Source organism: Arthrobacter sp. alpha11c, assembly GCF_054149985.1.
Map to the genome: position 1 here is coordinate 3983849 of NZ_CP196747.1, position 13232 is coordinate 3997080.

9 protein-coding genes are annotated in these 13232 nt (G+C 63.2%); 6 read left to right on the forward strand and 3 right to left on the reverse strand.

The window, feature by feature from the left end:
• Window positions 1-71 precede the first annotated feature (71 nt).
• Entirely contained in the window at window positions 72-3755 is a 3684-nt protein-coding gene (locus tag ACTAQJ_RS18530) for a glycoside hydrolase family 32 protein (protein WP_498698343.1), read from the forward strand.
• Between the two features lie 137 nt (window positions 3756-3892).
• Here the strand turns inward: ACTAQJ_RS18530 and ACTAQJ_RS18535 are convergent, their stop codons facing one another.
• Complete coding sequence (locus ACTAQJ_RS18535; RefSeq protein WP_216926282.1) at window positions 3893-4171, reverse strand: HPr family phosphocarrier protein; 279 nt, start codon at window positions 4169-4171, stop codon at window positions 3893-3895.
• Window positions 4172-4203: 32 nt separating this feature from the next.
• The gene (gene ptsP, locus ACTAQJ_RS18540) at window positions 4204-5904 is read right to left on the reverse strand and encodes a phosphoenolpyruvate--protein phosphotransferase (RefSeq protein WP_498698347.1); all 1701 of its coding nucleotides are present in this window, start codon (window positions 5902-5904) and stop codon (window positions 4204-4206) included.
• A gap of 129 nt (window positions 5905-6033) precedes the next feature.
• Here ptsP and ACTAQJ_RS18545 point away from each other — a divergent pair, with 129 nt between their 5' ends.
• The 5 genes from ACTAQJ_RS18545 (at window position 6034) to ACTAQJ_RS18565 (ending at window position 11488) form a co-directional block, all read left to right on the forward strand.
• Window positions 6034-6756, forward strand: a complete 723-nt coding sequence (locus ACTAQJ_RS18545) for a TetR/AcrR family transcriptional regulator (RefSeq protein WP_442004478.1) — start codon at window positions 6034-6036, stop codon at window positions 6754-6756.
• 66 nt (window positions 6757-6822) lie between these two features.
• Entirely contained in the window at window positions 6823-8841 is a 2019-nt protein-coding gene (locus tag ACTAQJ_RS18550) for a PTS mannitol transporter subunit IICBA (RefSeq protein ID WP_498698348.1), read from the forward strand.
• Entirely contained in the window at window positions 8841-9989 is a 1149-nt protein-coding gene (locus tag ACTAQJ_RS18555) for a mannitol-1-phosphate 5-dehydrogenase (protein WP_498698350.1), read from the forward strand. Before ACTAQJ_RS18550 ends, ACTAQJ_RS18555 begins: the two co-directional genes overlap by 1 nt.
• A 272-nt stretch (window positions 9990-10261) precedes the next feature.
• Complete coding sequence (locus ACTAQJ_RS18560) at window positions 10262-10549, forward strand: helix-turn-helix domain-containing protein (protein WP_498698353.1); 288 nt, start codon at window positions 10262-10264, stop codon at window positions 10547-10549.
• A gap of 84 nt (window positions 10550-10633) precedes the next feature.
• Window positions 10634-11488, forward strand: a complete 855-nt coding sequence (locus tag ACTAQJ_RS18565; RefSeq protein ID WP_498696474.1) for an IS3 family transposase — start codon at window positions 10634-10636, stop codon at window positions 11486-11488.
• A gap of 225 nt (window positions 11489-11713) precedes the next feature.
• Here the strand turns inward: ACTAQJ_RS18565 and cycA are convergent, their stop codons facing one another.
• Window positions 11714-13174 carry a D-serine/D-alanine/glycine transporter gene (cycA, locus tag ACTAQJ_RS18570; RefSeq protein ID WP_431117046.1) on the reverse strand — a complete coding sequence of 487 codons (1461 nt, stop codon included), beginning with the start codon at window positions 13172-13174 and terminating at the stop codon, window positions 11714-11716.
• Window positions 13175-13232: the final 58 nt, after the last annotated feature.

The following is a 13232-nucleotide window of genomic DNA, read 5'->3' on the forward strand; positions in this document are numbered from 1 at the left end:
GCCGATCTTCTCTCACATCATGGGAGGTTTTGGCGAACGCTCTCTCACCCCTGAGATCAAAGGCGATCTGAATGCATAAGAGAATAGTTGCCGGCCTCACGGCCGCGGTCCTTGGTGTTGGCTTGGCCGGGACGGGGGTCACTGCTCCAGCGGTGGCCCTCGACCCCGCGCCGGTCACCCTCAACAGCACCACGAGCCCCATTCCGGACGTCGTCGGAGTCAGCGGTTCGTGGACCCGGACAGTGCAGGGCGGGTACACTGCCGTCGCGCCTTCCGGCCAGAATGCGGCGGCCACCAGCGAGCAAGTGGTTGCAGGAACCGCCCGGTATACGGCCTCGGTGAAGGTCGACGCCGGGAGTCCCTACGGTGTGGGGGCGCTTGTCTTCCGCGCAACTCCCGACGCCGGTGCCGGTTACGCCGCGACGATCGACCCCAACCTGGACCGCGTGAGGTTGTTCGACCTCGCAACCGGACAGGACGTGGTTGCGCCGGTGTCCCTGCCACTGAATTCAGGGCAGTCCTACACGGTGGATGTCCATGTGGACGGCCCGCGCATCTATGTGGCCGTCGATGGCATCAGCAGGATTGACGCCACGGACTACCGCTACGAGTCGGGCCGGGTGGGCCTGCACGCGTTCAACGGAACCGTGTCTTTCAGCACTCCCGGCGTGCGGACCATTGATGCGAACGTCAACGGCTGGGCTGTCACAGCGAACGGCTGGCAGGCCTCGGCCACCGGCTTCCGCGGAGTCGCGCCGTCGAACAGCAACATCCGGGCCGTCGCCACGGGGCAGTCACCCACAGACGTCGACTTTTCCACAGACATCCAAGTCACCTCGCAGTACGGCGTCGGCACGGCACTGTTCCGCACCAACGCCTCGGGCACATCGGGTTACGCCGCGGAGGTGGACCCGAACGCGGGACGTTTGCGCCTCTACAGGATCTCGGACAATGCCACGCTGGGGATGTTCACCACTGCCATCACCGTCGGCCAGGTCTATCGCCTTCGGGTCACCGCGCTCGGCAACCAGTTGGCCGTCTACTGGCAGACCGACTTCCTGGACCCGAACGGCGCCAACCCGGCTATTACCGCCACGGATTCCGCCCACGCTTCCGGCTATGTCGGGCTGGGTTCCTTCAATGGCACCGCCGTGTTCCAGAGCATGACGCTTCGAGGCCTTGAGACTTCATTGCAGGGTTGGCGCGTTGGCTCCGGCTCGTGGGAGCCCGATGCCAAGGGACTCCGCGGTTTCGCGGCGAGCGGCACCGCTGCGCGGTTCATCCCGGCGGTGGCGTCCGACGTCGTTGCCTCGTTGGACCTGACCGTCACCTCACCGGCCACGGCCTCAGTGGTGGTCCGCAGCGCTGCCGATGGCACCGGGGGCGTGGAACTGAGGATCGACCCCGGAACGGGCACGGCGAAGCTGTACAACCGGGCCACCTCGGCGTTGCTGCATTCTGGCAACCTTCCCTCCACAAGCTTCAAAGCCGGTCAACTCAACCGCGTCCAGCTCACTGTCCAGGGCAGCGAAGCGTCTGTGGTGATTAATGGCACGCCCGTGCTAAATGGAGCGGTTCCTACCTCATCCGGGGAAGGTTTCGCCCTGCTGACCACCGGAACGGCTTGGTTCCAGAACGTCCGTGCAGACGATGTAGATCAGTATATGAACGGCCTCTACCAGCCCGGCTACCACTACAGTCAGAACTCCGGGAACAGCTCCGACCCCAACGGACTGGTCTTTTTTGATGGCGAATTTCATCTCTTCCACCAAGACCGAGGACGCTGGGCGCATGCCGTCAGCACAGATCTGATGCACTGGAAACAACTGCCCATCGCACTCCCGCACATGGCCGCGGGGGAGTCGTGGTCCGGTTCGGCGGTGGTGGATGCTTCCGATTCCAGCGGCCTCTTCAACGGCGGATCCGGGCTCATCGCCTACTACACCAGCTTCAACCACGATGCTTGGAACGGAAACCAGTCCATCCGCGCCGCCTACAGCAAGGACAAGGGGCGCACCTGGCAGGCGGTCCAGGCAGCTCCGGTAGTGGAAAACCCGGGCGGCCCCGACGGCGGGTGGGACTTCCGCGACCCCAAGGTCACGTGGGATACGGCTTCCAGTAAATGGGTGATGGTGGTGGCCGCCGGCGACCACATCCGCTTCTACTCCTCCACAGATCTCATCCACTGGACGTTCTCCAGCACCTTCGGCTACGGCGACTGGGTCCGCGGGGGCGTATGGGAATGCCCGGACTTCTTCGAAATGCCTGTGCAGGGACAGTCCGGCGTCAAGCGCTGGGTGCTGTGGTGGAGTACTGGAGCGGTCCGCTCTACCAACGGCTCCGCAGCGCAATACGTGACGGGCACGTGGAACGGTACCGCATTTACGCCCGACACTCCCGCTTCGCAGGTATTGCAGGCTGACCATGGCCGGGACTACTACGCAGCGATGAGCTTCTTCGGGGCCCCCGATGGCAGGCGCATCATGATCGGTTGGATGAGCAACTGGGACTACGCGTTCAGCCCGCCGACAGGACGCTGGAACGGGCAGTTGTCCATCCCGCGCGAGCTCAAACTCGCTGACGTTCCCGGCGCCGGACTCCGGCTGACGCAGGTTCCCGTTGTGGAGGAAGAGTCGCTGCGCACGTCAACCTGGCAGGCCTCCGATGTCACGGTGACGCCAAACTCCGCGAACGCACTCGCTGGTGCTTCGGGCCGCTCCTTCGAGCTCGAGGCGGAGGTTGGGATTCCTTCTTCCGGAGGTGCCACTTCCTTCGCGTTCGGGCTGCGGAAAGGGACCGGATCAACGGGCGCTCCCGCTCAGGAGGCACCCGCCCAAGAGACAACAGTAAAGTTCGACGCCGGTGCTGCCGCACTCACCGTGGACCGCGGTACGGCCGGACGGGAGGACTTCACGCGGTACTTCGCGGCCTCGGCGACCGACAATTCCACAGCGCCATGGAGTTCCACAGTGGTGGGTTCCGAGCGCCGCGTGAAGCTTCGAATCCTGGTGGACGCGTCCTCTGTGGAAGTCTTCGGTGGGGACGGGACCGCGGCCATCACCTCGTTGATTTTCCCGGACCCGTCCTCCACAGGCCTGTCCTTCACAGCCAGCGGAGGAAATGCCCGGCTGGTGTCCGTCATAGTACACCAGCTCAGCGACACGGCCCGGCTGACTACCGCGCCGCCGTCGAACGTTTTGTCCGCTGCGGGCGGGACGGCTCGCCACAACCTCGGCACATATTCAGTGGTCCCGGGCGGCAAGTGGGAGGGCACAGGCGCAGGCCTGGCAGGTACGTTCGACAAAGATTCGACGGCCATGAGCGCATCCGCGTTCACCAATGTGCGGGTGCAGGCAACGGTGCGGTTCGGCGGCCAAGCCTTTGCTGGCGAGACGCTGAACCGGGACCTTGCTCCGGAAAAGGGCTATGGCGGCGCGGGCTCGGTGTTGCTGAGATCCTCCGCCGATGGGTCCAGCGCCTATTACGTGAATCTGGACCCGAATCTCCGTGTGGCGCGGGTGTTCTCGCTGAACAACGGTGTGTTTACGGTGCTCGCGAGCGTTCCCGCGGCCTTGAGCCACGGGGTGAGCTATGCCCTGGACACGTCAGCTGTTGGCAACAGGATCACGGTGTCCGTGGATGGGGCCCAGCTGATTGATGTCTCTGACTCGGCGCTGGCCTCCGGCAGGGTTGGCGTCAACGTGTTTGACGGACGTGCGGCCTACCAGGATGTGCAGGTGACGGCGCTGCCGTAGGCTTGGCATCCACGCCGGCGAGCCCGATTCGATGACTCGCTGCAGACCATACGACTCCTACCGTCTAGTGCGCAGCGCATCATCGAATCGGGCAACCAGGGCAGGCAGGCCGCCCAGCCAGGCCCGCCGACGAAGAACTACACCGCGTCCAGATCCGTCTCCAACAACGCCACCAGCGCGTCCAAGGCAGCGTCGGCGCCGTCGCCCTCCGCCCGCAGCACAACGACGTCGCCCTTAGCGGCGCCGAGCGTCATGAGCGAAAGGATGCTGGCGGCGTCGAGGGCTTCATCCGCGGGTTCGCCTTGCATGGCAATAGTGACCTCCACCGGCTGCTCACCTGCCGCTTCGGCGAACAGGGCGGCGGGCCGGGCGTGCAGGCCGGAGCGGCTGGCGATGGTGGCTGTGCGTTCGGGCATGGGTTTCTCCTAGCGGTATTACGTAACGGAACTTAGAGGCCGAGCTCTTCGAGCACGGGGAGCTTGGCCCTGACCCACTCGCGGGCCTCGGTAGCGCTCGGCGCGGTGAGGGCCAGCCGGGCGAGTTCCTGCGCCTGCTCCAGGGTGACGGTCTTCAGCACAGTCCCGACGGCGGCCAGCGAGCGCGCGGTCATGGACAGCGTGCTGACGCCGAGTCCGGTAAGTACGACGGCGAGGGCCGGGTCCGCGGCTGCCTCGCCACAGACGCCCACGGGTTTGCTGTCGCCTTCCCGGCCGGATGCTTCCTGCGCTGCACCTTCCACCGTGAGCTGCACGAGCCTTAGGACGGCGGGCTGCCATGGGGTGTTCAGTTCCGCGAGGGGTCCGAGTTGGCGGTCGGCGGCCATGGCGTACTGGGTGAGGTCGTTGGTGCCCAATGAAGCGAAGCCGACCTCCCGGAGCACGGAGGCTGCGGTCAAAGCAGCCGAGGGAACTTCCACCATGACACCGGGCGTTTGGATACCGGCAGCAGCACACAGTGAGGCGAACCGTCCGGCCTCGGCGGCCGTGGAGATCATGGGGGCCATGACCCAGACATCGGCCTCGGATTCAGAAGCTGCCCGGGCAATGGCTTCGAGTTGACGTTCCAAAACACCGGGCGTGGTGAAGTCTGTCCGGTAGCCGCGGACACCAAGGGCAGGGTTGGGTTCGGTGGCGTCGGTGAGGAAGGGGAGTGGCTTGTCCGCTCCGGCGTCGAGGGTCCGCAGCACTACTTTCTTGCCCGGGAACGCATCAAACACAGCCTTGTACGCTGCGGCCTGTTCGTCGACAGAGGGTTCGGTATCGCGCTCGAGGAAGCAGAACTCGGTGCGGAACAGGCCAACACCCTGGGCGCCGAGGCCAGCTGCTGCCACTGCATCCTTGGCTCCGCCCACGTTGGCGAGGAGCGGGACCAAGTGGCCGTCCGCCGTCGTGCCGTTTCCGTCGAAGGCGGCCAGCGTAGCGGACGTTTCCGCCCAGGCGGTTGCTGCAGAGCGCTGCTCCTCCGAGGGGGAAACAACCACGAGGCCAGCGGCCCCGTCTACGTAAACCTCGCTGCCATCTACAACAGAATCAACGCCATGAGCCGCGACAACAGCAGGAAGGCCGAGCGAGCGGGCGATGATCGCCGTGTGCGACTGCGGCCCGCCGCCCGAGGTCACCAGGGCCAGCACCTTCTCGGGGTCGAGAGTTGCGGTATCCGCGGGGGCAAGGTCCTCCGCCAGCAAAATGAAGGGCGTCTCCGAAGAAGGGATGCCTGGCGCGGGGACTCCACGCAGCTCAGCCACAATGCGGGCGCGCACGTCCAGTACGTCCGTGGCGCGTTCGGCCATGTACCCGCCCAGGTTGTGCAGCATTTCGGAAACGGAAGCGCCGGCTTCCCAGATGGCCCGTTCCGCGGATGAGCCCGCGTTGATGAGCTTGGCCGCGGATTTCAGGAGCATGGTGTCCTTGGCCATGAGCGCGGTGGCCTCGAGGACGGCCTTGCCGTCGCCGGAGGCAGAGTCCGCGCGCCCCTTGAGCTCGTCGTGGACGGCTTGCGCTGCGGCTTTCAAGCCCGCGACGGCGTCCTCCGGACTGACGTCTGCGGCCAACCGCTCGCCCGACGGCGGTTCACTCACCGGTTTGGGCATCTGGCGGACGGAACCAATGATGCGGCCAGGGCTTACCCCTACTCCTTGGAAATTCTGCACTGAATCCTCTGTTCCTGCGTGTTGGTTCAGACCCACCGGCAACGGCACCACGAGCCTGCGAAATTAGCCTACAAAATTCTGTTGTGAGCCACTTCATATAGCAACGCTATAGGTGCTAGGGTAGCGGTTATGAGTTTCGATGACCAGCTTCCGCCAAAAGTTCGGTTGCTCCGTGCAGCTGCTGAATTGTTGGCAAATTCGGAAGGGTCAGCGGTCTCTACGCGCCAGATCACAGCGTTGGCCGGGGTTACGGCCCCAACGCTCTACCACCACTTTGGAGACAAGGAAGGACTGTTCGACGCCGTCGTTTCCGCCGGCTTTGAAGAGTACGTGGCAGGGGAGCGGGACTTTGCCCCGTCCGGGGAGCCCTTGGAAGATGTCCGGCGGATGTGGGACAACCACGTCCAGTTCGGGCTGAGCCAACCCCACCTGTATCTGGTGATGTTCGGCAATATCAGGCCGGAAAGCCGCCCAGCAATCGTGGCCGATGCTGAAGCGCTTCTGGAAGAAATGCTGAACAAGGCCGCCATCGCCGGTCAAATCAACGTGCCGCCCCGCGAAGCGGCGCGAAGCATCCTCGCGGCCAACGTGGGTGTAACGCTCATGCTCATCGCCGAACCGGTGGAAGAAAGGAACCTCGAGCTCTCAACGATGACCCGGGATTCCATGATTTTCGCCGTCTCCACGGATACCGCCCGTGGCGCCGCGCCGGAGGACTCCGGTAAGTCCTCCGTGGTTGTTGCGGCAATCGCCCTGAATGCGGCACTGCAGGCCTCGCATTCGGACCAACTTTCCAGCTCTGAATTGAAGCTCTTCCTTGAGTGGCTTCACCGTATTTCCAGCAGCTCCTAAGGCTGTTCTCTCTCGATCTATATCGACTGACCCCGCGACGCCGCGGGACACACGTTAGGAATTCACATGGCAACAGAGACCGTTGCGAAGCCCCGCACCAGCCTGCGCGTTGGCGTCCAAAAGTTCGGAACATTCCTGTCCGGCATGATCATGCCCAACATTGGCGCCTTCATCGCCTGGGGCCTCATCACGGCCCTGTTCATCAAAGTAGGCTGGATTCCGGTCGCGGAACTGGGCGGTTTCGGCACAAATGCCGAGGGAGTTCCCAACGTGGGCATCGTTGGCCCCATGGTCAAGTATCTGCTTCCGATCCTGATTGCCTATACCGGTGGCCGGATGGTTTATGACGTCCGCGGCGGCGTGGTGGGCGCCATCGCCACTATGGGTGTCATTGCGGGTACGGACTCGCCAATGTTCATCGGCGCCATGATCATGGGCCCGCTGGGTGGATGGACCATGAAGCAACTTGACCGCCTCTGGGATGGCAAGATCCGGCCGGGCTTCGAGATGCTGGTGAACAATTTCTCCGCCGGTATCTGGGGCGCAGCGTTGGCTTTGGGTGGATTCTATGGCCTCTCATGGGTTGTCAAGCGGTTCACCGAAGGCGCTGGGACCGTTGTCGAGTTCCTGGTCAACAATGGCCTGCTCCCTCTGACCAGCATCTTCATTGAGCCTGCAAAGGTTCTCTTCCTCAACAACGCCATCAATCACGGTGTGCTGACCCCACTTGGCATTCAGCAGTCCCTGGATCACGGCAAGTCCATCCTGTTCCTGCTCGAAGCGAACCCCGGCCCCGGCCTCGGTATCCTGCTGGCCTACATGTTCTTCGGCCGTGGCGCCGCGCGGGCATCCGCTCCAGGTGCCGCAATCATCCAGTTCTTCGGTGGCATCCACGAGATCTACTTCCCGTACGTCCTGATGAAGCCCATCCTGATCCTCGCTGCCATCGGCGGCGGCATGACGGGCATCGCAACCCTGGCCATCACCAACTCCGGCCTCGTGGCTCCTGCCGCGCCAGGATCCATCATTGCCGTGATCGCCCAGACCTCCCGTGACAGCTATGTCGGCGTGGTCCTGGCCGTAGTCCTGGCAGCCACTGTTTCCTTCCTGATTGCTTCACTGATCCTGCGCACCTCCAAGGACAAGGGCGAGGACGATCTGTCCGAAGCCACATCGCGTATGGAAGCCATGAAGGGCAAAAAGAGCTCCGTCTCTTCGGCTTTGGTAGGCGACCGGGCAAGCGATCGCAGCGGCACCGTCCTTACCCGCCCCGTTCAGAACATCGTGTTCGCCTGCGACGCCGGCATGGGCTCCAGCGCAATGGGTGCCTCGGTCCTGCGCAACAAGATCAAGGCCGCCGGCTTCCCGGAGGTCAAGGTCACCAACTCGGCCATCGCCAACCTGAGCGATTCCTACGACGTCGTCGTTACCCATGAAGACCTCACCGAACGCGCACAGCCCCGGACAGCCAGCGCAGTGCACTACTCGGTGGACAACTTCATGAACAGCCCCAAGTACGACGAAATCGTTGAGCTGGTCAAGACGAGCAACACCGAAGGCCCGGCCGCCGCGTACGCCGACGGAGCTGTGGAAGCAACAGCAGCCGCCACGCACGGTGCCCATGCCGCCGAGCCGGCCGCCGCCGTCGGGGGTAAAGGAGTCCTGCTCCCCGAGAGCGTTGTGCTGAACGGAATGGCACACGACCGCGATGCCGCGATCGACGAAGCCGGGCAGCTCCTGCTGGACCGCGGCGCCGTGGATGTCAGCTACGTACACGCCATGCACGAACGCGAGGAGTCCGTGTCCACGTACATGGGCAGCTTCCTGGCGATCCCGCACGGCACCAACGATGCCAAGGAACACATCCGGCACTCCGCAGTTTCCATCATTCGGTACCCCGAGGGCATCGACTGGGGCGGCAAGCAAGTGAAGTTCGTGGTCGGCGTCGCTGGCCTCAACAATGAGCACCTCCACATCCTGTCCTCGATCGCCAAGATCTTCACCAACAAAGCCCAGGTTGCCCAGTTGGAGGAAGCGACCACGGTTGAGGAAGTGCTGGAGCTGTTCGGAAAGGTCAACGCATAGTGAAGGCAGTCCATTTTGGGGCAGGCAACATCGGACGCGGGTTCGTGGGGCTGTTGCTGCACGAAGCCGGCTATGAGGTGGTGTTCGCGGATGTTGCGGACGCGCTGATCAGCCAGCTCGCCTCCGCCAGCAGCTACGACGTCCATGAGGTGGGCGAGAACCCTGCGGTCAAAACCGTGGACGGCTTCCGTGCGCTGAACTCGAGCACGCAGGAAGCCGCCGTTGTGGAGGAAATCTCGACGGCGGATGTGGTCACCACCGCGGTGGGGCCGCACATCCTGAAGTTCGTGGCACCGGTGATCGCGGGCGGCCTTGCAGCACGCGAGCCTTCCTTGCCGCCGCTGCAGGTGATGGCGTGCGAGAACGCCATCAACGCAACGCACCTCCTGCAAATAGAGGTCCGGGCAGCTTGGGATGACTCCGCCGCTGATTTGGACTCACTGGCTGTCTTTGCCAACACTGCTGTGGATCGAATTGTCCCGAATCAGGAGCCGGGCCAGGGCTTGGATGTCACGGTGGAGACGTTCTACGAGTGGGTCATCGACCGTACACCGTTTGGTGATCACGTCCCCGTCATTCCGGGAGCCACTTTCGTGGACGAGCTTGGCCCTTACATCGAGCGCAAGCTGTTCACCGTGAATACCGGGCATGCATCTGCTGCGTACTTCGGCTACGCGGCGGGCCTGGAGAAGATCTCCGATGCCATGGCGGATCCTTCCGTGGCGGCGAAGGTCAGGGCTGTCCTGGAAGAGACAAAGGAACTGTTGGTGGCCAAACACGGATTCGTGGAGGCGGAGCAGGAAGCGTATGTGCAGAAGATCCTGTCCCGCTTCAACAACCCGTACCTGCCGGACACGGTGGTTCGCGTAGGCCGGGCACCGCTGCGGAAGCTCGGCCGGCACGAGCGGTTTGTCGGTCCAGCGGCTGAGCTCGCCGAGCGTGGTGTCACTCCGGTCGCGTTGCTGGAGGCGATGTCGGCCGCCCTTCGTTTCGACGACGGATCCGACGACGAAGCCGTGGAACTCGCAAACATGGTCTCCGAGCTGGACGCGGCCGCCGCCGTCGAGCGCATCACCGAACTTCCGCCGTCGCACCCGCTGTTCCCGGCGCTCCAGAAGCTCATAGAGGACCGTAAAGCCGAAGCCTAGTTCCTCTCGCACATCCTGCCGCCTTTTGGCGGACGTTCTCTCACATCCTGTGAACTGCTCCCCTGAAGTTGGACTGTGAATCGCAGTTCCGTTTTGAGGGGAGCAGTTTTATGAGTTCGCGTAGTTCATTGTCTGTGGTGCAGCGGGTGTCGGCTGTAGCGTGTTTTGAAAGGGGTCTGGGGTATCGGACGGCGGCCCGGCTCCTGGGTGCCCCTGTTGTGGCGGTGAGGTCGTTGTATGGGTTGTGGAGGATTCATGGGCGAGGAGTGCTGGTGAGCAGGGCACCGAAGTCATACTCTTTCGAGGTCAAACTGGCGTTGGTGCAGCGCTTCCTTGCGGGCGAAACCGGGCAGGATTTGGCTGTTGAAGCGGGCCTGTCTTCGCGGCAACAGCTCCAGAAATGGGTCAGGGATTATCGTTTGGAGGGTGAGGACGGGTTGCGGCCCAAACGCAACGGCAGGCCAGTGAAGTCCGGGACCGCGGCTTCGCGGGAACCGGGGGTCGTGCCCTCCGCGAAGTCGGCGGCCGGGCCGCGGGCCGGGGGAGGCTTCGGAGCTTGAGCAGTTGCGTCGGGAAAACGAACTGTTGCGGGCACAGGTGGCCTACTTGGGAAAATTGCGTGCCTTGAGGGCTCAGGAACAACGGTGAAGGTTCAAGCCCTCATCGCTCTCAAGGCTGATTACCGGCTTCCGGTCCTGCTGCAGGCCGCGGGTCTGGCCCGCTCGACGTTCTTCTACCACCAGGCCCGGCTCGAGTCCCCGGACCCGAAGGAAGCACTCAAGAGCGCCATCACGGAGGTTTTCACGGCCAACCACGGCCGCTACGGCCACCGGCGCATCCATACCGAGCTGATGAAGAAGGGGTGGGTGGTCGCGAAGAAGACCGTGTTGAAGCTGATGCGCGCGTTACACCTGCGCTGCAAGGTCCGGCGGCGGAAACGCTATAACTCTTACCAAGGCGAACAGGGTGTGATTGCACCGAACCTGCTGAACCGGAAGTTTGACGCCGATGCTCCGAACCAGAAGTGGGTCACCGACGTCACCGAGTTCCGCGTCGGGGACCACAAGCTCTACCTTTCACCGGTCATGGATCTTTTTGACCGGCAGATCATCTCTTATTCCGTTGGCAGTTCACCGAACCTGGAACTTGCCAACAGCTCACTGCGCCAGGCCATCGCCTGCCTGGAACCGGGACAGCACCCGCTGGTGCATTCGGACCAAGGCTTCCAATACCAGCACCACTCCTGGCGGGTCCTGCTCAACGATGCCGGCGCCACCCAGTCAATGTCCCGCAGGGGCAACTGCTACGACAACGCCGTCATGGAAAACTTCTTCGGACACCTCAAGGAAGAACTCTTCCACCACGTCCGGTTCCTCAGCACCGAAGCCCTGGCACCAGCACTGCACGAATACATCACCTGGTACAACAACGAAAGAATCTCCACCAAACTCAAGGGCCTAAGCCCGGTCCAATACCGGGCCCAGACCCTCGCAGCCTAGAATCCCAATTAGCCAGTCCAACAAACGGGGACCAGTTCACTGCCGCCTTTTGGCGGATCTTCTCTCACATAAGAAGAGCGCGACGTCGGCACCCAGCCTTGGGTGCCGACGTCGGCGCCGTTCCGACCAATCCGTACCCAGCCGCGATGAACCGCCCCGAATCCCGTGGGATGTGAGAGAAGATCGCCCAAAAACCCGCGGGATGTGAGAGAACGTCGGGAGGGGTTAGCGCGCTGCCGCCGTTTCGGCTTCCGCCATCGCCTTCCATTCCGCCACGCGCGCCTGGTGCAGCGGTGATTTGCGGACCACGGCGTAAGCGATGCCAAGAACCGCGAACCAGATAGGCGTCACCAGCAGGGCCGTGAGCGTGTCCGGCTGCGTGGTGAGGGCCCAGACCAGGAACGCGAAGAAGGCGAAAACAACCCACACCATCGGAATGCCGCCGGGCATCTTGAACGGTGACGCCGCGTGCTGCTCGGGACGGCGCTTGCGGTACACGAGGTAGCTGGCAAGGATGATGGACCAGACGAACATGAAGCAGACCGCGGACACCGTGGTCACCATGTCGAACGCCGCGCCGACGTCCTTGCCTGCGTAGAGGAGTACGACGCCGGCCAGCAGCAGGACGCAGGACAGGAACAGTGCGTTCTGGGGTACTTTGCGGCTGGAGAGGCGGCCGAAGACCTTGGGTGCGTCGCCATCGTTGGCCAGGCCGAACACCATGCGCGAGGTCGAGTAGATACCCGAGTTGGCCGAAGACATGGCCGAGGTGAGCACCACGAGATTGACCACGGTTGCCGCCATGCCGAGGCCTGCCAGGGAGAACATGGCGATGAACGGGCTGTGTCCTGCCTTGAACTCGGTCCACGGGGTGACGGACATGAGGATGATGAGGGCGCCTACGTAGAAGAGCATGACACGCAGCGGGATGGCGTTGATGGCGCGGGGCAGGTTGTGCTCCGGGTTTTTGGTTTCTGCAGCGGCGGTGCCCACCAGCTCGATGCCCACGAATGCGAAGACAGCGATCTGGAAGCCGGCCACGAAGCCCATGAATTCCTTGGGGAAGAACCCGCCATGGCTCCAGAGGTTGGTGAAGCTGGCGGTGCCGGCGTTGGACTGGAAGCCGGTGAAGATCATGACGAGGCCGACGACGATCAGCGCGACGATTGCAACGATCTTGATGAGTGCGAACCAGAACTCGGTCTCGCCGAATGCCTTCACGGTGGGGAGGTTCAGGAGGAGCAGGATGATGATGGTCGCAATTCCCGGGACCCACAGCTGAACGCCTGGCCACAGCTCATTGGCATAGCCGGCAATGGCGATAACGTCCGCAACACCGGTGACCACCCAGCAGAACCAGTAGGTCCAGCCGGTGAAGAAGCCTGCCCACGGGCCAAGGAGATCGCCGGCGAAGTCGCTGAAGGACTTGTAGTTCAGGTTGGACAACAGGAGCTGGCCCATGGCGCGCATGACGAAGAAGAGCATGAAGCCGATGATCATGTACACGAAAATCACGGAGGGCCCGGCCACGGAGATGGTTTTGCCCGAGCCCATGAAGAGGCCGGTTCCGATGGCCCCGCCGATGGCAAGGAGCTGGATGTGGCGGTTGCTGAGCGAGCGTGACAGGTGGGGCTCGCTGTCCCTGCTGGAGACGCCGGTCTGCGCCTGTGTTGTCTGATCGGACATTAGTTCAAGAACCCTTCGAAGAGCCCACCAAAATGGTGACGGCCGTTACAAATCTGTT